Below are 19,440 nucleotides of genomic sequence, written 5' to 3' on the forward strand. Positions count from 1 at the left end.
CCGATGACCACGGTCACTGACCTGTACCCGACCCGCGGATCCATCGAGGTGGCCACGCCCCGCGTGGACCCCGTCGTGTGGTCCGAGCCCGGGGCCGAGGGTCCGATGCAGCCGTCCGAGCTGAGCGATTTCGATCGCGATGGCTTTCTGGCGATCGATCAGCTCATCACTCCGGACGAGGTCGCGGTCTACCGCGCCGAGCTGGACCGGCTGATCGTCGACCCGGACGTGCGCGCCGACGAGCGCTCGATCATCGAGCCGAAGTCGAAGGACGTACGGTCGGTGTTCGAGGTGCACCGGATCAGCGAGGTCTTCGCGAACCTGGTGCGCGACCCGCGAGTGGTGGGCCGCGCACGGCAGATCCTCGGTTCGGACGTCTACGTCCACCAGAGCCGGATCAACGTCAAGCCGGGTTTCGGGGCCTCGGGCTTCTACTGGCACTCGGACTTCGAGACCTGGCACGCCGAGGACGGCCTGCCGAACATGCGGACCGTGTCGGTCTCGATCGCGCTCACCGAGAACTACGACACCAACGGCAGCCTCATGATCATGCCGGGGTCGCACCGTACGTTCCTCGGTTGTGCGGGTGAGACGCCGAAGGACAACTACAAGAAGTCGCTGCAGATGCAGGACGCGGGCACTCCGTCCGACGAGGCGCTGGCCGGCTTCGCCGACAAGCACGGCATCAAGCTGTTCACCGGCAAGGCCGGTTCGGCGACCTGGTTCGACTGCAACTGCATGCACGGCTCGGGTGACAACATCACGCCCTACTCGCGCAGCAACGTCTTCATCGTGTTCAACAGCGTGGAGAACACGGCGGTGGAGCCGTTCGCGGCGCCGGTGCGGCGGCCCGAATTCATCGGGGCCCGGGACTTCACCCCGGTGCGGTGAGCCACTGGTCTCCGTGACCGTGGATGGCCAGGGGGAGGGCGGTACGACGCCCTCCCCCTGGCCACCTGCGTTTCCGCGGTGGACCCGGCGCTACGCGTCGCCGCTCAGCGCCGCCTTGAGCCGCCGGGCCTGCTTGATCAGCTGTGACGAGCCCGTGCGCGCCGCCAGCGCGTCGATCTCCGGTATCGCGCCACGGGCGCCGGACCGCTCCGCGCATTCGGTCGCGAGCGTGAGCAGGGCCGCGTTACCGGCCGCCGCCTCACCCGTCAGGAGCCCGGGGAGGGCGCCCGAGAGCACCGTCCACACCGTGGCGTACGCACCGGTGCGCGCCGCCTCCCGCAGCGCCTCCGTGAACCGCTTCGGCTTGAGCCGGCGCAAGTCCGTCAGCTCGGCGAGGTCCCGGCCGAGCCCCTCCCCGTCGAGCTGGCCGCGCGCGGCCAGGACGAGCATCGCGTCCACCGCGAAGAGCTGCTCGTCGAAGCGCCGCGCCCCGAGCCCGTACGCCAGGAGCAGATGGGTCGCGGGCCCGGCCGGACCGCCCGACTCGGCCAGCGCGGGCAGCACGGGCGTCCTCTTGCCGATGTGGTCGAACTCGGCCATGGCACCGAAGGACGGCAGCATCCGCGCCGCGATGATCTCCCGGTGCTGGGGCAGCAGGGCCAGGGCCCGCGGGGAGCACTCCCCGCCATCCCCGCACGCGCACGGACTGCCGATCGGGTCGTGCGCGCCGAGCAGCGAGCGGAACGGCTCGGCGTAGTCCTCGTGCCCGGGGAGGGCCTCGGTGCGCACCAGCACACCGGGGCGGGGAGTCCGGAGCCTCACCGGCTCCGTTTCCCTGGAGATGACGGGATCGGGCAGCCCGCCCGAGGCGAGCCAGGCGGCGAGCCGCCGCCCCGCGGGCGAGGTGAGCCCGTCCGCCGCCGCCCGCGCCTCGGGCGGCACCTGCCGGTCCAGCCGCAGCAGGGCCTGGTCGAGGTCCGCCGGGCCGGGCTCGATGTCCGACCGCTCGTACGCGGCGAGCCGGGCCACCAGCTCCGACGGGTCGATGGTCCCCGTCGGCCACGTGGGCGTGGCCAGCAGGAACGGCAAGGGGTCCCCGAGCTCCAGCCGCGCCCCGATCTCGGCCGCGCGGCTGAGGCAGACGGACCAGATCGCCGTGTGCGGGCACTGGTACTCCTGGAACCGGAAACGGAGGGCTCCCAGGCCGGACTGGATGCGGAGGGTGCGCGTCTTCTCCTCCGCGGCCTCGCCCATGACGAACATGACGACGGCCTCGAGCGCCTGTGCGAAGACGTTTTCGCTCAGCGCGAAGGCAGGCTGCCGGTGCGCTGCGACGACCGGTTCCAGGGCCGCGCGGAGCCCCGCCAAGTCGGCGTGGGCGTGGACCACGAGGCTGTTCAGCGCCCGCTCCTCCTGCGCCGGGGTGCCCTTGCCGCGCAGCAGCGCGACGACCTCCTCGGCGAGCTCGGCAGGGGCGAGCGGTGCGGGGTCCAGCCGCTCGGGGTCCGACGCGGGCGGCAGGACGTCACCCTCCTCGGCGGGCGACTCGGCCGCCTCGGCCGCCAAGGCGCCGCCGAACGCCTCGGCCGCGCGTTTGCGCAGGTCGGAGGGGAGCAGCTCGGCGCTCGCTGCCAGTTCGGCGAGAGCCTCGTCGCCCGCGTGCCTGCGATGGCGGACGGCCAGCGCGAGGGCCTTCTCCTGAAGGCTGTGCTCCTCGTGGCCGAAGGCCTCGGCGGCCACCGGCAGCAGCTCGTCCGTGCGCGCCCGGTCCCGCTTCATCGCCTTGTCCAGCATCGTGAGCTGGGCCCGCACGATCTTCTTCTCCGGCCGGAACAGGGCCGCCCGCGACGCCTCGGCCAGGTGCTCGGTCTCCAGCCGGCCCGCCTCGTCCAGCTCCGCCAGCACCTCCTGGGCGCGGGCCGCCACCAGCGCGTGGCCGTCGGGCAGCATCCGCACCCAGGTGAGGGTGTGGGCCGCCCGCTCGTCCTCGGTAAGGTCCAGGTCGTTCAGCAGGGCGAGGAAGCCCTTCACGACGCCGGGCCGGCCACCGCGCAGCAGCCGCGCCAGACAGCCGTCGATCATCATCCCCCGGCCAAGCAGCCCTTCCTCGGTGAGCCCGGCGAGCGCGGCGGCCCAGCCGGACTCGCCCGGCCAGTGGTCCTGGAAGCCCGAACCGACGTCCGGCACCTCGAAGAGCCGGGGGACGACCGCCGTCAGGAACGGGTCCTCCCGCAGCCTGTCCCTGATCGTCCTGCCCCGGGCCGGGATGCCCCGCAGCCAGCCGCGGACGAAGCCGTCCGTCGTGGGCGGCGCGCAGCCCGCGGCCAGGACCAGCCCCGCGATCACCGGATAGTCCTCCTCCGCCGAGCGGCGGTCGGCCAGCCGCCGCGCCACCTCGGCCAGCCATTCGGGGTCACGGCCGTCCAGCGCTTCGAGGACCAGCGAGATATCGCGGTCCTCCCGCCACAGGACGCTGCCCGCGAGCCACCCGGCCGCGGCCGCCGCGCCCGTGCAGCAGCTGGCCCCGGCGGGCAGCAGCGCCCGGAGCACGGCCAGGTGCCGTTCGCTCCGCCAGGTGAAATTGTCCCGGGTCTCCTTGCGCCACGCCTTGAGCACCGGCAGGCACTTCCGCCGCTCGGCGCCGGTGAGCGCGCCGGCCAGCCCGGGGACGTCCTCGGCACGGCCCTCGCGCACGGCGTGCAGCAGCCCGCGCACGTCCTCGGTGGCCCCGTCGGGGATGTCGTACGCGATCTCGTACGCGTCGTGCGTGGTGGTGTCGCTCATCGGGTGGCTCCGGTGGAGGTCTCGGTCGTGCCGTGCGTGCCGGTCGTATCAGTCGTGCCGTGCGTGTCAGTCATGCCGTGCGTGTCAGTCGTATCGGTCGTGTCCTGGGCGGTGGCCGCCGTACGGTGCGCGGCCGTGCGGCGGACGATGCGGACGGCGAGGGCGTGCTTGCACGGGCCGCGGCCGCCGCGGTATTCGGCCCACCAGCGGCAGGTGCAGGTCAGCCGCCCTTCGGCGGATCTGACCCGGTGGATGTGGTCGTCGACGGTGACGGTGGCCGGCTCGCAGTCGAGGCGCACCGCGCCCGCCGCGACGAGGGCGCGGGCGGCCCGCAGCCGGGGGTTGTCGCGCTCGGCGCGCCCCGTGTCGTAGGGCAGCTCCCGGTGGAAGTACGCGGCCTCCGCCGTGTCGTAGCCGATGCGCCCGGCCGTGCCCAGGCGGGTGAGCGCCGCCCGTACGCGGCCCGGGGTGAGCCCGGACTGTGCGGCCAGGTCGGCGATGTCTACGGCGGGGTCCCAGGCCAGCAGCACCGACACCAGGTCGGCGTCCTCGGCGGACTCCTCCGACGCCAGGGCGTCGAGCACGCCGCCTTCCCCGGAGAAGCCCCGCGCCGCGTCCGGGGACAGGGTGAGGGTCAGGCGCGCCCCCGGCAGCGCCACCTCCCAGGCGCTGGCCACCGGCCCGCTGCCCGCCCTCACGGCCGGGCCGTGGATGCGCAGGCCCGTCGCGAACCGCAGCACCCGTGTCAGCGCGGCGAGCCGCTCCGGCCCCGGCAGACAGACCGCTCCGGGGACCGGCCGGGAGGTGGCGCGAAGCGAACGGCCCGCCGGGACGACCCAGAGCGCTCCGCGCGAGGCGCCCGCGCGGGCTCCGGCACGCGGCAGCGACCGGAGGAAGCGCACGGCCTCGGCGGCGGGGAGTTCGGCGCGCAGGTCGAACCCCGGGGCGACCACCTGCGTCTCGGCGAAACCGCGCAGCCAGCGGTCGGGCAGCGGCACCTTCTTCTCCACCATGTGCCCGTCGAAGGTGGTCACGGCCAGTTCGTCGCGCCCGACCTCCAGCCGCAGCGGATCGGCCGCGCCCACGCGGGTCAGGGCATCCCGGAGCGGGTTGTTCACATCGACGTTGGTCGTGCCGTGCCCGATCTCGCCGCCGTCGAGGCCGTCGCCCAGCAGGTCGAACCGCGCGTACACCCCGCAGCAGCCGGAGAACGACTCGAAGCGCAGCCGGTCCCCGTTCCCGGTGACGACCGGGTCGAGCGAGAACGGGGGCAGCGGCTGGTAGTAGCGGGCGGCGGCGACGTCCGCGACGCACAGCAGCCCGGCGGCGGCCACCTGGGGGTGGGTCAGGAAGCCGCGGAAGAAGCGCGGATGGTCCTCCCGCCCGGCCGGGGTGGTGCCGCCGGAAGTCTCCAGGCCGATGCTGCCGCCCTCCGCTGTGCGGCGCACGGCGGAGGGGCGGAGGTAGGCGTACGTCTGTGCCGTTCGTGTCATGGGCGAAACGCTAGATCCCGCCACTGACAACGCCTCGGAAACGGCGCCTCGGAGGCGTATCCCTCGCCCCGGTCAGGCGCCGGGCAGCAGCTCCAGCAGGCGGTCCACGTCGGCGGGGGTGTTGTAGAGGTGGAAGGCGGCGCGCAGGTTTCCGGCGCGCGCCGACACCTGCACGTCCGCCTTGGCCAGCCGGGGCGCGGCCTCGTCGAGCCCCGGTACGGAGACGATCGCCGAGCCGGGCGCGGGCAGGCAGGTGTGCCCCAGGCCGGTGGCCCCGGCCCGGAAGCGGTCGGCGAGGGCGCTGTTGTGGGCGTGCACGGCTCCGGTGCCCAGTTCGTGGAGCAGGGCGAGCGAATGGTGGGCCGCGACGTACGCGAACAGGGCCGGAGCCTCGTCGTAGCGCCGCGCCGAATGGGCCAGGTCGGCCACCGGCCCGTAGCAGCTGTCCCATGGTTCCTCCCCCGCGACCCAGCCCGCGAAGACCGGGGTGAGGCCGCCCAGGTCGTCGGGCACGGTGAGGAAGGCGGTGCCGTGCGGGCCCATGAGCCACTTGAAGCCGATGGCCACGGTGAAGTCGTCGGCCCCGGCGCTCACCGGCAGCCATCCGGCGGCCTGGCTGAGGTCGACCAGGGTGCGCGCCCCGTGCGCGCGGGCGGCGTCCCGGATGGCGTCGAGGTCGGCGATCCGGCCGTCCGCCGACTGGACGGCGCTCACCGCGACCAGCGCGGTGTCCGGCCGTACCGCGTCCGCCAGCTCCTCCAGCGGCGCGCTGCGCAGCACGAGGTCGCGGCGTACGGCGAAGGGGTTGACCAGGGAGCTGAAGTCGCCCTCGGCGGTGAGGACTTCGGCGCCGGGGGGCAGCGAGGTGGCGATGAGTCCGGCGTATACGGCGACCGAGGCGCCCGTCGCGACCCGCCGCGCCGGTACGCCGACCAGCCGGGCGTAGGCGGCGCGGGTCTCCTCGACCGATGCGAAGGCCGCGTCGGTGACGCGGCCGCCGGCGGCCGCGTCGTCGAGGGCCGCCTTCATGGCGGCCACGGAGCGTGCGGGGATCAGACCGCTGGAGGCGGTGTTGAGGTACGTCGTCTGTGGCGCGAACTCGGCGCCCGCCAGGCTCTCCATGTCCATCCACTATGGGCGGGGCCCGCCCCGGCGTCCATCGCACATCTCTGCAGGGTGCCCCCGAGGGATGCTTATGCGTCCTCGCTGACCTGCGACGATTCCCATGCCTGGGTGAGCGCCCGGGTGAAGACCTCGGCCGGCTGTCCGCCGGAGACCCCGAAGCGGCGGTCGAGGACGAAGAAGGGCACGGCGTTCGCTCCCAGCTCCGCGGCCTCGCGCTCGTCGGCCCGTACGGCGTCGGCGTAACGGCTCTCGTCGGCGAGCACCGCGCGCGCCTCCTCGGCGTCGAGCCCGGCGTCGGTGGCGAGGGCGACCAGCGTGGCGGGGTCGAAGACGGAGCGCTCCTCGGCGAAGTGGGCCGTGAGGAGCAGGTCGAGCAGGCGGCCCTGGCGGCCGCGGTCCTTGGCGAGGTGCAGCAGCCGGTGGAGGTCGAAGGTGTTGCCGTGGTCGCGGCCGGGGTGCCAGCCCAGCCCGGCGTCGGCGGCGGCCCGGGCCACGCGGGCCTCCATGGCCTCGGCCTGCTCGCGCGGGACGCCGTACTTCGAAGCGAGCATGTCGAGGACCGGGGAGGTCTCGCCGCGGGGGCTGTCCGGGGCCAGCTCGAACGAGCGGTGCACCACTTCGACCGCGTCCCGGTGCTCGAAGGCGGCGAGGCCCTGTTCGAAGTGGGCCTTGCCGATGTAGCACCACGGGCAGGCGATGTCGGACCAGATTTCTACGCGCATGCGGGAATCAACCACCGGAGCGGCGGATTCCTTCCCGCCCTGGCTCTCTTCCGGCCCCGGAACGCGCGGCGGCCGCCGGGCGCGCCGACAGGTCCGCGCGCCCGACGGCCGTGCCGTCACCGGAGGGGGTCAGCCCTGCTGTTCCCGGATGCCGTTGACCCGGCGGGGCAGCCCGAGCGGGTTGTCGTCGCGCAGCTCCGGCGGGAGCAGCGCGGGCGGGGTGTCCTGGTAGCTGACCGGCCGCAGCCAGCGCTCGATGGCGGTGCCGCCGACCGAGGTGGAGGTGGAGGTCGTCGCCGGGTACGGGCCGCCGTGGTGCTGGGCGGGGGCGACGGCGACGCCGGTCGGCCAGCCGTTGACCAGGACCCGGCCCGCGAGCGGGGTCAGCTCGGCGATCAGCTCACCGGCCCGGCCCTCGGTGCCCTCGGCCTCGGCGGCGGAGATCTGGACGGTGGCGGTCAGGTTGCCCTGGAGGCGGCCGAGGACGGCGGTGATCTCGGCGTCGTTCTCGTACCGGGCGACGACGGTCACCGGGCCGAAGCACTCCTCCAGCAGCACGTCGTGCGGGCCCTGCTCGGCCAGGCGCGCGGCCGGGACGGTGAGGAAGCCGGGGCTGACGCTGTGCTCGCCGCCGGAGCCCGGGGTCACCGGGGCCTCGACGTCCGCCAGCCCGGCGCGCTCCTTGACCCCGGCGACGAAGTTGTCGCGCATGCGGTGGTCCAGGAGCACCCCGGCGTCGGTGTTGCTGACGGCCTCGGTGAGCGACTTGACCAGCGCGTCACCGGCCGCGCCCGCGGGCGCCAGCACGAAGCCGGGCTTGGTGCAGAACTGGCCCACGCCCATCGTCATCGAACCGCCGAGCCCGGCGCCGATCTGGTCGCCGCGCTCGGCGGCGGCCGCCTCGGTGACCACGACCGGGTTGAGGCTGCCCAGTTCCCCGTGGAAGGGGATCGGTACAGGGCGGGCGGCCGCGGCGTCGTACAGGGCGCGGCCGCCGCGGATCGAGCCGGTGAAGCCCGCGGCGGCGATCAGCGGGTGCTTGATGAGTTCGATACCCGCGTCGAAGCCGTGCACCACGGAGATCACGTCGGCGGGCAGGCCGTGCTGCTCGGCGGCGCGGCGCAGCGCGGAGGCGGCCACCTCGGAGGTCGCGGGGTGGTCGGGGTGCGCCTTGACGACGACCGGGCAGCCCGCGGCCAGCGCGCTGGCGGTGTCGCCGCCGGGCACGGAGAAGGCCAGCGGGAAGTTGCTGGCGGCGTAGACGGCGACGACGCCCAGCGGCAGCTTGTAGCGGCGCAGATCGGGCCACGGCGGGGTCTGGGTGGCGTCGGCGTGGTCCACGTGGACGTCGAGGAAGGCGCCCTCGTCCACGATCTTCGCGAAGGACCGGAGCTGGTAGCTGGTCCGGGCCAGCTCGCCGGTGAGCCGGGCCGGGCCGAGCGCGGTCTCGGCGTCGGCGGCCTCGACGATCGTGTCACGGGCCTCGTCGAGCAGGTCGGCGGCGGTGCGCAGGAAGGCGGCGCGCACCGTACGGTCGGCGAGGGAGCCGCGTGCGGCGTCGGCCGCCCGCACCACCTTGTCGACCTCCTCCGCCGTGGCTTCGACCGCTACCTGCTCACGCTGCTTTCCGGTTCGGGGGTCGACGCTCCACACTGGTGCTGACACCGCGGATTCCTCCTGCTGTGTTACCGCTGCTTGCGTCTCGCACATCGACTGTTGTTCGATATGCTGAACGCTGTCCCGGTTGATGAATTCCATCGGGACTCTATGGCTGGTCGAACAGAGGGGTCAAGGCGATGACAGCTGCCGAGACGGGTGGGGCCCAGGTCAAGTCGGCGGTCCGCACGGTCGAACTGCTGGAGTTCTTCGCCGGACGGCCGGGCATGCACAGTCTGGCATCCGTGCAGGAGGCCGTGGGCTACCCCAAGTCGAGCCTCTACATGCTGCTGCGCACCCTGGTCGAGCTGGGCTGGGTGGAGACGGACGCGACCGGCACCCGGTACGGCATCGGGGTGCGGGCGCTGCTCGTCGGCACGTCGTACATCGACGGCGACGAGGTCGTGGCCGCGGCCCGGCCCACCCTGGACCGGCTCTCGGACGACACCACCGAGACCATCCACCTCGCCCGGCTCGACGGCACCAACGTGGTCTACCTCGCCACCCGCCAGTCCCAGCACTATCTGCGCCCCTTCACCCGCGTCGGCCGCCGCCTCCCGGCCCACTCCACCTCGCTGGGCAAGGCGCTGCTGGCCACGTACACCGACGAGCAGGTGCGCAAGCTGCTCCCGGAGACGCTGAGCCCGCTCACCGAGCACACGCTGACCGACCGCGAGCAGCTGATCGAGGAGCTGCACCTCATCCGCGAGCAGGGGTACGCGGTGGACCGCGAGGAGAACACCCTGGGCCTGCGCTGCTTCGGCATCGCCATCCCGTACCGCACGCCGTCCCGGGACGCCATCAGCTGCTCGGTGCCGGTGGCCCGGCTCACCGCGACCCATGAGCAGATGATCAAGGACGCGCTGTTCGACGCCCGCGACCGCCTCACCCTCGCCACCCGCCGCCTCTGACCCGCCTGCCCCGAGGGGCTGACATCGGGCGTGCGTCAGTGGTCTCCTGTGACCGGCCGAAGCCAGGGCCGAAGCTGTGAGGGCCGGGAGAGGAGACCGCCGTGGAGTACGCGCGACTGGGCATGTCGGGGATCAAGGTGTCGCGGATCTGTCTGGGCATGATGAGCTACGGCGACCCCTCGTACCGGGCGTGGCAGCTGGACCTCGACGCGTCCCGGCCGATCGTGCGGCGGGCGGTGGAGAGCGGGGTGACGTTCTTCGACACCGCCGACATGTACGCGGTCGGCCGCAGCGAGGAGATCACCGGCGAGCTGCTGGCCGAGTGCTTCCCGCGGCGCGACGACTATGTGCTGGCCACCAAGGTCTACAACCCGATGGGCCCGGGCCCCAACGACCGGGGGCTGTCGCGCAAGCACATCCTGGCCGGGATCGACGCCTCGCTGCGGCGTCTTGGCACCGACCACGTGGACCTGTACCAGATCCACCGCTACGACCATGAGACGCCGATCGAGGAGACGATGGAGGCGCTGCACGACGTGGTGCGCGCCGGGAAGGCCCGTTACATCGGCGCGTCCTCGATGTACGCGTGGCAGTTCGCCAAGGCCCAGCACACGGCCGACACGCACGGCTGGACGCGGTTCGTCTCCATGCAGAACCACTACAACCTGCTGTACCGGGAGGAGGAGCGGGAGATGAACCCGCTCTGCCTGGACCAGGGCGTCGGCGTCATCCCGTGGAGCCCGCTCGCGCGCGGCCTGCTGGCCGGGACCCGCGACCGGGACCGCACCGGCTCCACGACCCGGGCCGCCAACGACCCCCTGGTCGAGCGGTGGTACGCGGACGCCGACTTCGACATCGTCGACGCGGTGCGCGCGGTCGCCGGGGAGCGCGGCGTCTCCCCCGCCCAGGTCGCCCTGGCCTGGCTGCTCGGCCGCCCCGCCGTGACGGCGCCGATCGTCGGCGCCACGAAGCTGTCCCATCTGGAGGACGCGGTGGCGGCGGTGGACCTGACCCTCGACGACGAGGAGATCGCCCGCCTGGAGGCCCCCTACCGCCCCCGGGCCATCATGGGCCACTCCTGAACCCCTTTGAGCCGCTTCACGGCCCGCCGGGCCTTCATCGGCCCGGCGGCGGCGCTCAGTTCATGGTCGAGCCGACCTCCGTACCACCGGCGACCACGAGGAAGCTGGTGACGGGCAGCGAGCCGTCCTGCCGCCGGGCGCCGTACGCCGTGCCCGGATCGGTGGTCACGAACGGCGGGGTGATCGAGGCGTCGGGGTTCCAGTTGTTGCCCCGGGAGACCGCCGACTCCCCGGTGTCGGCCTTGCCGCGCTCGTTGGCGACGGCGAGGTTCTGCTGGAGGAGCACGCGGGAGTCGGGGAAGGAGTAGCCCCGGCCCTGGTTGGCGTAGGCGGTGGTGCGCAGCAGCCGCAGGGCGCCGGTGTTGCCGCCCGCCGCGAAGCCGTTCTTGGAGTTCTTCCAGGCGGCGGACGCCCGGACGACATGGGCGGGGGTGGGTGCCGCGTCGGTGTCGGCGCCGAGCTGGAATCCGCTGCCGTCGCCCTCGAAGTCGCGGATGCCCCAGCGGTTGATGCCGTTGCCCCAGGCCCAGGAGTGGTCGATGGCGACGGGGCTCGCCCACATCCACAGGTCGAGGCCGTCGTCGCTGTTGTCGAAGAAGCGCGACCCGGTGATCACGTTCCCGGAGCCGGAGCCATGGGTGATCGCGATGCCGTCGGCCCTCTTGCCGCCGGTGGCGTCGTCGTGGTTGCCGTAGGAGTCCAGGTTCCGGATGAGGTTGCCGTCGGTGTTGTCGCCGCGGAGGGTGAACCCGGTGTCGCCGTTGCCGCGCGTGGTGAGGTTGCTGAAGACTCCGCGCGAACAGGAGGTGCAGACCAGGCCGCTGCCGGGGGCGTTGCGCAGTTCGAGGCCGGAGACGGTCCAGTAATCGCCGCTCAGGGAGAGCAGGGAGGCGCCCTCGCGGAGCCGGGAGCCGTCGATCCTGACCTTCTCGCCCCGGTAGGGCCGCAGCTGGACGCGGTCCCCCGCGGTGCCGCTCACGGAGCTGCGCAGGGTCCGGGTCGGGTAGTACGTACCGCCGCGCACCTCGATGGTGGTGCCGGGCCTGGCCACGGCGAAGGCCTTCTCCAGCGTGCGGTACGGAGCTGCCGGGGTGCCCGCCTGGCTGTCGTCGCCGCCGGGCGCCACGTAGATGGTGGTCGGAACGGCGCTCGCGCCCTCGGGGGAGGCGGTCAGGTACACCCCGGCCACGGCGGAGGCCACGATCACGGCGCTCCCGAGCGACAGGGTGCGGTCCTTGCGACGGCGGTGGCGACCGCGGCTTCGCCTCACTCTCATGGCAACTCCTGTTCTGCGTCGAGAGAGCGGGCCGTGGGATCCTGAACGACCCGCTCCGTGGCGTAGTTGCCGCCGGTCCAGATTAGGTTGCCGCCGTCTGGAGGATTCTCAGATTACGGAATCGCGATCGTCCAGCGATAGGCCATGACCACCCTTGATCATTCTGCGACCTGTGTTGCCCGGCAGTCCAATTGGAGTTGACCAGAACTTCGGGAGGGGAAGGTGAGGCCGGGCGGGGCCAGTTGACGCCCGGCCTCCCCTGCTCAGGGTGCCGGCCCGGCGTCAGAGGCGGCCCGCGCCCGCGTCCTTGCCGACGATGCCGGGCACCGCGCGGGGCGCGTCGACGCGCGTGCGCAAGCTCGGGGTCCAGCCCGCGTCGCCGCCCAGCCGCTCATCGGGGACGCCCGCGTTGTGGAGGGCGAGGAGATCGGCCGGCTTGCCGCCCACCTCGTTGTTCTTGGCGGTCAGCGCCGTGCCCTTCCACTTCTTGATGATCTTCGCGGGATCGACGGACGACGGCACCGTGAAGGCGTTGGCCTCGGCGAAGAGCTGGGATTCGACGCCGACGCCCCAGCTGTACGCGTAGCCGCTCCGGGGCGCGACGAAGTGGTTGTTGTACGCGTCGACCTTGCCGAACCGCACGCGCGGCGCGCGCTCCACGATGTTCTTGAACAGGTTGTGGTGGAGCGTGACGCGGAGCTTGCCCCGGTCCGTGGCGCCCGCGCTGTCGCTGTTGCCGATCATCAGCGTCTTGTCGTGGTCGGCGAACACGTTCCAGGAGGCGGTGACGAGGTCGGCGCCGCGCACCACGTCCAGTTCACCGTCGTGCTGCTGGTAGAGGCGGCCGTAGTAGCTGGGCTGGGCGCTGTCGGGGCGGCGGCCGTCGGTGAACGTGTTGTGGTCGACCCAGACGTGGGTGGAGCCGTAGACGACCAGGTTGTCGTACTCGGAGTTCCAGTTGCCGTCGTCGCCGTCGGTCGGGTCCCAGGCGGGGAAGCAGTCGAAGGCGTCCTCGAAGGTGAGGTTGCGGACGATGACGTTGTCCACGCCCCGGACCTGGAGGCTCGCGCCCAGCAGCCTGGCGTTCCGGCCGACGCCGAGGACGGTCGTGTTCGAGCCCACCTTCAGCTCGACGCGCTCGTACTGCCGGGCGGCGGACGCGGCGCGGGCGTCCTCCTGCGGGCCGGACGGGGCGGCCTTGCCCCAGGTGGCCGGGTCGTACGCGGCCAGGTACGCGTCCAGGGAGTAGCCGTCGGTCGCGTAGTCGGCGCAGGACAGCGGCTTCCCGGCGTCGTCGGTGTTGGCGTCGATCGTTCCCTTGACGTAGATCAGCCTCGGGGTCGAGTCGCCGTCGCCGAGGGCCTTCACCAGCTCGGCCCGGTTGGTGACCGTGAAGGTGTGCGCCTTGTCGGCCTGGGCGCCGCCGGTCGTGCCGCCGTCGGCGGAGGCCCAGCCGTCACCGGCCGGGAGGGCGCCGCTCCGGGGTGTCTGGGCGGCCGCCGACGGGCCCTGGGCCACGCCGAGGGCGAGCGCGGCGCAGCCGAGCACGGCGGCCACGCGGGCATGACGTCTGAACATGATGGCTCCTGGAGACGGGGGACGGGGAAGGTGGTGGCTACCAGGTGATCCAGCTGTCCGGGATCGCGGCGTCGAGCCGCCGGACATCGCGCGGCCGCAGCACCCGCCGGGCCGCCAGCTCGCGCGCGACGAGCCGGGCCACCTCGATCGCGCCGTGCGGCTGGAAGTGGGTGTTGTCCTGGACCCCGGCCGGGTAGTTGGGCGACTCCCCCGGCTGCAGCCAGTTGAAGCAGCCCTGGGTGGCCACGGGTCCCAGCCGCTGCCACAGCGCGATGCTGGACGCCTGGATGTCAAGGAGCGGCACGCCTTCGGCGCGGGCGAGGCGGCGTACGGCGTCGGGGTAGGCGCCGTGGGTGGGCAGGGCGTTGCCCGCCGCGTCGAACTTGCGGCGTTCCACGGAGGTCAGCAGCACGGGGTGCGCGCCGCGCTCGCGCGCGCCGTCGAGGTAGAGCCGCAGATACCGCGGATACGTGGTCTGCGGATCGGTGCCGCGCGCCGGGTCCTCGGTCTTCTCGTCGTTGTGGCCGAACTGGACGAGGAGGAGGTCGCCGGGGCGGAGGGCGGCCAGGATGGGGGTGAGCCGCCCCTCGTCGTAGAAGCTCTTGGAGCTGCGGCCGTTGACGGCGTGGTTGGCGACCGTGAAGCGGTCGTCGGCCAGGAAGAACGGCAGGGCCATGCCCCAGCCGGTCTCGGGCGCGGCGGTGGGCTGCTTGGCCGCGGCGGTGGAGTCGCCCGCGAGGTAGACGGTGGTGCGGGCCTTGGTGGCGGCGGCCGCCGCCGTGCCGGGGGCGGCGAGGGCGAGCGGCAGCGCGGCGAGGGACGCGGCAGCGCGTCTTCGGGGCAGGGACATGACGAGACCTTTCGTACGAGGCGGGGCCGGGGCGGCCGCCGGTGCGGTGCGGCCGCCCCGTACGCGCGCGGGAACCGCTATTTCTGGTGCTTCTTCCAGTCGGCCTGGGCCTTGTTCAGCTCCCCGGCGACCTTGTCGCAGAAGGCCTTGGCGGTCATCTGGCCGAGCAGCACCTTCTGGAAGGCGGGCTCGTTGTCGGCCTTGCTGATGTTGTTCCAGTCCGGGAGGTAGTACGGCAGCTGGACGACCTTCGTCTTCGGGTCGTTCAGCGACTCCAGGGCGGCCTTGGTCGGCGGCGCCTGGTTGATCCAGGCGTCGTCGGCGGCGCCGACGTTGGCGGGGATCGCGCCGACGTCCTCGTTCCAGAGGCTGTTCATCTCCGGGGAGGCGGCGAACTCGATGAACTTCCAGGCGGCCGCCTTGTTCTTGCTCGCCTTGAACAGGCCGAGGCCGTCGACCGGGTTGGAGACGATCGTGCGCGCCGACCCGGCCCGGGACGGCGGCAGCGGTATGCCGGCGATCTTGTCCTTGCCGAGCTGCTTCACGTGGTCGACGTAACTGCCCAGGTTGTGCTGGAGCATGCCGATGTCGCCCTGGTCGAACTGGGCGACCATCTTGGCGAAGTCGTTGTTCAGGTCGGCGGCGGGGGTGACCTTCTTGAACAGGGCGACGTACTTCTCCAGCGCCGCGACGTTCCTGGGGTCGTTCAGCGTCGTCTTGTCGCCGTCCCAGAACGAGGAGATCCCCGACTGGGCGTACATCATGTCCAGCGCCTGGGCGATCGAGCCCGCGCCGCCGCGCAGGGTGAAGCCGAACCTGTTCTTGCCCTTGTCGGTCAGCTTCTCGGCGGCCTTGTAGAAGGCGTCCCAGGTCGTCGGGGCGGGGAGGTTCGCCGACGTGAACAGGTCGGTGCGGTACCAGAGGGTGCCCTGGTTGGCCGAGGTCGGGACGGAGAACAGCTCCTCGTCGTCCCCGCCGGCCGCGCGGACGCTGTCCACCATGTTCTTGATCAGCTTGCCCTTGAGGGGGCTGTCCTCGATGCGGTCGGTGACCGGGTCCAGGGCGCCCTGGGCGGCGATGTTCGCCAGGTACGCGGTGCCGACGCCGCCGACGTCGGGGAGGCTGTCACCACCGCTCTGGATGGCCGTGTCGTACTTCGACTGCACGTTCGTGATCGGGATCGGAACATACTTGACCTTGATGTCCGGGTTCTTGGCCTCGAACTTGGCGATGATCTTCTTCCAGACCGCCGTCCGGGGGCCGCCGTTGTTGTCCCAGAACGTGATCGTGCCCTTGCCGGACCCCTCCTCCCCGGTGGTCGACCCGTCGTCACCGCACGCGGTGGCGGTGAACGCGAGGCTGAGGACGACGGCGACGGCCGCGGCGGCTCTGTGGTGCGGGGATGGTTGTTTCATGATGCGCATCTCCTGGTGTGTTGGGGTGCCCAGCCGTCCGTCCCCGCGAGGTAGTCGGCGACCTCGTGGTGCGCGGCGTCGGCCTCGTTCATCTGCGGCCGTCCGGCGGCGGGGACCGGCCCCGCCGCGCCCGGTCCGGTGTTGCGGTACTCGGTGAAGCGGGCCTCCTGCCACGGGAATCCGCTCATGTCCGTCCAGGGGGCGGACGTGACCGCGGCGGGGAGGTACGTATCGCGGATGAGCACCTGCGCGACCGCGTCCGGCTCCCCGCCGGGGTGCCACGGGCGCCCGAGGTGGAAGGTCTGATCGGGCGCGTCGCTGACGATGCGGCTGCGGGTGATCAGGAAGCCGTAGGGATTGCCCTTCCAGGTGCTCGCGGCGGTGATGTAGCCGTTGTTGGTGTCGCTGCCGCGGGAGAGTGCCCTGATGGTGGAGTGCTCGATGACGGTGGTGGCGCGTCCGTAGATGAAGTCGACGTCGCCCTCGATGGAGGAGTTTCGGATGTACACCCGGCTCTTCGTCGTCAGCTTCGGGCTGTCCGTCATCAGGGTGTCCTGATTGCCCTTGAAGGCCGTGTCCCGGAAGACGATCCGGTCGCCGGTCGTCTTCATGGCCAGCGCCTGTTCGCCCTTCAGGTCGTGGGCCGCCTCGTCGAAGTCGTTGACGAAGGTGAGGTGGCGGGCCGTGACGTCGCTCGCCGCGATGAGCACGGTGGCGCTGCCGGTGGATCCGCCGTACTCGGCGGGGGTGTCGTGGACGATGGTCGTGTCCGCGCGGTGCCTGCCGGTGCCGAGGAGGGTGAGGTGGGGCTTGTCGGCGGGGATGCGGACCTGTTCGCGGTAGGTGCCGGGGGCGATGGCGAGCGTGACGGGCCGGTCGTTCCCGGCCGGTACGGCGTCGACGGCGGCCTGGACGGTGCGGAAGTCGGCGGAGCCGTCGGCGGCGACGTGCAGAATGCGCGCATGCCGCGCGTCGGCGCTTGCGCTGGGCGCGCCGAGTGCGAGCAGCCCGGCGGCCACCAGCCCAAGCGCCGTCGCGGCGGCGGTGCGTGGCCGGGCGAGGCCCGGCGGCCACCAGGGTGAGCGCCATCGTGGCCGGGGTGCGTGGCCGAGTGCGGGCCGGGTTGTGCCCACCCGTTCCGCCCTGCGGAACGACTGCCCACAACCCGGGCGGCATGCCGCCGCCCATGCGGAGTCCCGGGCACAGTCCCGTGGGGGGTCTGAACGCAGGTCCGTGAGCGTCCGGGACGCAGCTCCGCGGGGGCCCGGGGGCACAGGTTCGTGGGGGTCCGGGGCGGAGCCCACGGTTTCGGGGAGGGGTGGGGCCGGGGACATCTCCATCATTCGGCTCCGTCCGTCACTCGGAAGTCGGCGAAGGTGGCGTGGCCCGCCGTGCCGCGCCCCGGCGGGGCGGTGGCGAACAGGCCCAGCAGGGCGCCCACCCACCGCCACGGCGTGGCGGCGAAGACGGGCCCCGACGGGCGGAAGCCGTCGCCCGTGTCGGCGAAGAAGCGGCAACGCGCGCCGGGCGCGACCTCGATACGGAGGCGGGCCCGGGCGCCGGGGGCCGGGCGGGGGTGTTCCGCGTCCCGTTCGCGCTCCATGCTCACACCGGCGAAGCGGTGGACCAGGCGGACGCCGTCCGCCGCCCGCTCCAGGCCGATCCAGCCGAACGCGTCGCCCAGCACCGCCAGCCCGGCCTTGGCGCCCTCGGCCTCGCTCTCCAGCGCCAGGTCGGCCGTGACCGTGAAGGACTCGGCGGGCAGCCGCTGGACCAGGACGTTCGGCAGCTTCCGCACGTCCTCGGCCGCATCGGTCCGGTGGCAGGTCAGCCACAGCCCGGAGCCGTCGTGCACGGTCGTCCAGCCCGCCACCGGGTTGGCCGTCCAGGACCACTGGGGGCCGTACCGGCCATGGGCGAAGAGGTCGTCCACGGCCGGGGCCTGGATCTCCGCCGTGGTCCCCTTCGGCTTGCGGTACCACGCCACCGGCTCGCCCTCGTCGCCCGCCACCGGCCAGCCCGCGTCGTCCCATCGCATCGGCTGGAGGTGCACCACGCGCCCGTAGGCGCCGCGCTGCTGGAAGTGGAGGAACCAGTCCTCGCCCTCCGGGGTGTCGACCCAGGCGCCCTGGTGCGGGCCGTTGACGTCGGTGCGGCCCTGGGCCAGGATCGTCCGCTCCTCGTACGGGCCGAAGAAGTCCCGCGAGCGGAAGGCGCCCTGCCAGCCGGTTTCGACGCCACCGGCCGGGGCGAAGATCCAGAACCAGCCGTCGCGCCGGTAGAGCTTGGGCCCCTCCAGGGTGAACCACCCCGGGATGGTGTCCCCGTCCACGATGACGCGGCCGTCGTCGAGGAGTTCCCGGCCGTCCGGGCTCATGCGGTGTCCGGTGAGCCGGTTGTTGACGCCGGAGCGGGACTTGGCCCAGGCGTGGACGAGGAAGGCGTTGCCGTGTTCGTCCCACAGCGGGCAGGGGTCGATCAGTCCCTTGCCCGGCTTGATCAGGTGCGGGGCGCTCCACGGCCCGCGCGGGTCGCGGGCGTTGATCTGGTGGACGCCGGTGTCGGGGTCGCCCCAGAAGATCCAGAAGCGGCCGTCGTGGTGGCGGATGCTGGGCGCCCAGACCCCGCAGTCGTGGCGCGGGAGGGCGAAGGCACCCGCGGGTTCGAGCCGTTCCAGGGCGTGTCCGAGGATGCGCCAGTTGACGAGGTCCCGGGAGTGCAGGACGGGCAGCCCGGGGGCGCGTCCGAAGCTGGAGGCGGTGAGGTAGTAGTCCTCGCCGACGCGGACGACGTCGGGGTCGGACCAGTCGGCGTCGAGGATCGGGTTGCGGTACGTACCGTCGCCGAGGTCGGCCCGCCACACGGGTCCGCTCATACGGCCGCTCCCTTGTCCGACAGCTGCCCCGCGATCCGCGCCGCCTCGTCCCGCTCCAGGCATCCGTCGGCGACGGCGGTGACGATGCGCCGGGTCACGGTGTCGGCGGGGGCGATGGCCAGACCTCCGTCCCGGGCGAGGGCCGAGCCGACGCCGGGGTGGTCTCCGGTGCGCACGTGCCAGGGGGCGGAGCGGGTGTCGCCGGTGGCCCCGGCGAAGACGAGCGTCCAGTCCTCGGCGGCGAGCGCGACCCAGTCCGCGCACCGCCCGTCCACGGCGGCCTCGCCCTCGCCGCCCGCGCTGAGGACCCGCGGCGGCTGCGGTCGTCGCGGCGCGCTCCAGTGGAAGCCCCCGGAGCCCGCGCCCCCGATGGCGATCTCCTGCCCGGTCACGTTGGTGAGCGCGGTGGTGAAGTCCAGCGCCCAGCACCCCGCCGCTATGGGCCGCACCGCGACCGTGCGCCGCTCCAGCAGCACCTGCCGTCCGTCCGCGCCGCCCCAGGACAGCTCCTCCACGAAGCCGTCCGGGTCGCGCAGCAGCCAGCCGAGGTGGCGCTGGCCGCCGTAGGCGTCGGGTACGGCCAGGGACACGCCCGGCCGTTCGGTGACGGTGGTGCCGCCGAGGGTCCGTACCGGGTGCAGATACGGGCGCGGGGCGAGCGTTTCGGCGAGCTGCGGCCGGTGGACGTACGTACCGACGGGCCGGTTCTCGTGGCGCAGCACGGTGCAGGGGGGACGGTTGGTGAACGATGCCCTCATAGGCGCGTTCATGCGTGCGTTGAT

At 72.9% G+C, this 19,440-nt stretch carries 14 protein-coding genes and 1 pseudogene; 3 read left to right on the forward strand and 12 right to left on the reverse strand.

The annotated features are described in order from the left end of the window. The first annotated feature begins 3 nt into the window (after window positions 1-3). Entirely contained in the window at window positions 4-891 is an 888-nt protein-coding gene (gene thpD / locus ABZ562_RS23885; protein ID WP_361483154.1) for an ectoine hydroxylase, read from the forward strand. Between the two features lie 90 nt (window positions 892-981). Here thpD and ABZ562_RS23890 read toward each other — a convergent pair whose 3' ends face one another. The 5 genes from ABZ562_RS23890 to ABZ562_RS23910 form a co-directional block, all read right to left on the reverse strand. Next, on the reverse strand, window positions 982-3,675 hold the full coding sequence (locus ABZ562_RS23890; protein WP_361483157.1) for a DUF6493 family protein: 2,694 nt from the start codon (window positions 3,673-3,675) through the stop codon (window positions 982-984). Further along, window positions 3,672-5,168 (reverse strand): SWIM zinc finger family protein, encoded by a 1,497-nt coding sequence (locus ABZ562_RS23895; protein ID WP_361483160.1) that lies wholly within the window; start codon window positions 5,166-5,168, stop codon window positions 3,672-3,674. The genes ABZ562_RS23890 and ABZ562_RS23895 overlap by 4 nt, the downstream gene beginning before the upstream one ends. A 72-nt stretch (window positions 5,169-5,240) precedes the next feature. Then, window positions 5,241-6,290, reverse strand: a complete 1,050-nt coding sequence (locus tag ABZ562_RS23900; RefSeq protein ID WP_361483163.1) for an aminotransferase class V-fold PLP-dependent enzyme — start codon at window positions 6,288-6,290, stop codon at window positions 5,241-5,243. A 71-nt stretch (window positions 6,291-6,361) separates the two neighbouring features. Further along, window positions 6,362-7,015, reverse strand: coding sequence for a DsbA family oxidoreductase (locus ABZ562_RS23905; RefSeq protein ID WP_361483166.1), 654 nt, complete (start codon window positions 7,013-7,015; stop codon window positions 6,362-6,364). Between the two features lie 129 nt (window positions 7,016-7,144). Further along, complete coding sequence (locus ABZ562_RS23910; protein ID WP_361483169.1) at window positions 7,145-8,680, reverse strand: aldehyde dehydrogenase (NADP(+)); 1,536 nt, start codon at window positions 8,678-8,680, stop codon at window positions 7,145-7,147. A gap of 131 nt (window positions 8,681-8,811) precedes the next feature. Here ABZ562_RS23910 and ABZ562_RS23915 point away from each other — a divergent pair, with 131 nt between their 5' ends. Both ABZ562_RS23915 and ABZ562_RS23920 read left to right on the forward strand, forming a co-directional pair. Then, window positions 8,812-9,582, forward strand: a complete 771-nt coding sequence (locus ABZ562_RS23915; protein ID WP_055554143.1) for an IclR family transcriptional regulator — start codon at window positions 8,812-8,814, stop codon at window positions 9,580-9,582. 101 nt (window positions 9,583-9,683) lie between these two features. Next, window positions 9,684-10,664, forward strand: coding sequence for an aldo/keto reductase (locus ABZ562_RS23920; protein ID WP_361483173.1), 981 nt, complete (start codon window positions 9,684-9,686; stop codon window positions 10,662-10,664). Window positions 10,665-10,719: 55 nt separating this feature from the next. Here the strand turns inward: ABZ562_RS23920 and ABZ562_RS23925 are convergent, their stop codons facing one another. The 7 genes and pseudogenes from ABZ562_RS23925 to ABZ562_RS23955 all read right to left on the reverse strand — a co-directional run bounded on the left by ABZ562_RS23925 (window position 10,720) and on the right by ABZ562_RS23955 (window position 19,416). Next, a complete protein-coding gene (locus ABZ562_RS23925; RefSeq protein WP_361483176.1) occupies window positions 10,720-11,940 on the reverse strand; it encodes a right-handed parallel beta-helix repeat-containing protein in 1,221 nt (406 codons plus the stop codon). Window positions 11,941-12,222: 282 nt separating this feature from the next. Further along, complete coding sequence (locus ABZ562_RS23930; RefSeq protein WP_361483179.1) at window positions 12,223-13,518, reverse strand: pectate lyase; 1,296 nt, start codon at window positions 13,516-13,518, stop codon at window positions 12,223-12,225. Between the two features lie 37 nt (window positions 13,519-13,555). Beyond that, window positions 13,556-14,368, reverse strand: a complete 813-nt coding sequence (locus tag ABZ562_RS23935; protein ID WP_361483182.1) for a rhamnogalacturonan acetylesterase — start codon at window positions 14,366-14,368, stop codon at window positions 13,556-13,558. Between the two features lie 77 nt (window positions 14,369-14,445). Further along, on the reverse strand, window positions 14,446-15,792 hold the full coding sequence (locus ABZ562_RS23940; RefSeq protein ID WP_361483185.1) for a sugar ABC transporter substrate-binding protein: 1,347 nt from the start codon (window positions 15,790-15,792) through the stop codon (window positions 14,446-14,448). Then, window positions 15,780-16,739: pseudogene (locus ABZ562_RS23945) on the reverse strand (pectinesterase family protein); the annotation flags it as partial. The pseudogene ABZ562_RS23945 and the gene ABZ562_RS23940, both read right to left, overlap by 13 nt. A gap of 383 nt (window positions 16,740-17,122) precedes the next feature. Then, window positions 17,123-18,658 (reverse strand): glycoside hydrolase 43 family protein, encoded by a 1,536-nt coding sequence (locus ABZ562_RS23950; protein WP_361483188.1) that lies wholly within the window; start codon window positions 18,656-18,658, stop codon window positions 17,123-17,125. Further along, complete coding sequence (locus ABZ562_RS23955; protein ID WP_361483191.1) at window positions 18,655-19,416, reverse strand: DUF6807 family protein; 762 nt, start codon at window positions 19,414-19,416, stop codon at window positions 18,655-18,657. The genes ABZ562_RS23950 and ABZ562_RS23955 overlap by 4 nt, the downstream gene beginning before the upstream one ends. Window positions 19,417-19,440 lie beyond the last annotated feature (24 nt).

The sequence above is a fragment of the Streptomyces sp. NPDC019937 genome (assembly GCF_040631655.1).
In the GTDB taxonomy this organism is placed as follows: Bacteria; Actinomycetota; Actinomycetes; order Streptomycetales; family Streptomycetaceae; genus Streptomyces.

Excerpts from the sequence above, each read along its gene's own strand:
- thpD (WP_361483154.1), top strand. The coding sequence starts at position 4 with ATGACCACGGTCACTGACCTGTACCCGACCCGCGGATCCATCGAGGTG.
- ABZ562_RS23890 (WP_361483157.1), bottom strand. The coding sequence starts at position 3,675 with ATGAGCGACACCACCACGCACGACGCGTACGAGATCGCGTACGACATC.
- ABZ562_RS23895 (WP_361483160.1), bottom strand. The coding sequence starts at position 5,168 with ATGACACGAACGGCACAGACGTACGCCTACCTCCGCCCCTCCGCCGTG.
- ABZ562_RS23900 (WP_361483163.1), bottom strand. The coding sequence starts at position 6,290 with ATGGAGAGCCTGGCGGGCGCCGAGTTCGCGCCACAGACGACGTACCTC.
- ABZ562_RS23905 (WP_361483166.1), bottom strand. The coding sequence starts at position 7,015 with ATGCGCGTAGAAATCTGGTCCGACATCGCCTGCCCGTGGTGCTACATC.
- ABZ562_RS23915 (WP_055554143.1), top strand. The coding sequence starts at position 8,812 with ATGACAGCTGCCGAGACGGGTGGGGCCCAGGTCAAGTCGGCGGTCCGC.
- ABZ562_RS23925 (WP_361483176.1), bottom strand. The coding sequence starts at position 11,940 with ATGAGAGTGAGGCGAAGCCGCGGTCGCCACCGCCGTCGCAAGGACCGC.
- ABZ562_RS23930 (WP_361483179.1), bottom strand. The coding sequence starts at position 13,518 with ATGTTCAGACGTCATGCCCGCGTGGCCGCCGTGCTCGGCTGCGCCGCG.
- ABZ562_RS23935 (WP_361483182.1), bottom strand. The coding sequence starts at position 14,368 with ATGTCCCTGCCCCGAAGACGCGCTGCCGCGTCCCTCGCCGCGCTGCCG.
- ABZ562_RS23940 (WP_361483185.1), bottom strand. The coding sequence starts at position 15,792 with ATGCGCATCATGAAACAACCATCCCCGCACCACAGAGCCGCCGCGGCC.
- ABZ562_RS23950 (WP_361483188.1), bottom strand. The coding sequence starts at position 18,658 with ATGAGCGGACCCGTGTGGCGGGCCGACCTCGGCGACGGTACGTACCGC.
- ABZ562_RS23955 (WP_361483191.1), bottom strand. The coding sequence starts at position 19,416 with ATGAGGGCATCGTTCACCAACCGTCCCCCCTGCACCGTGCTGCGCCAC.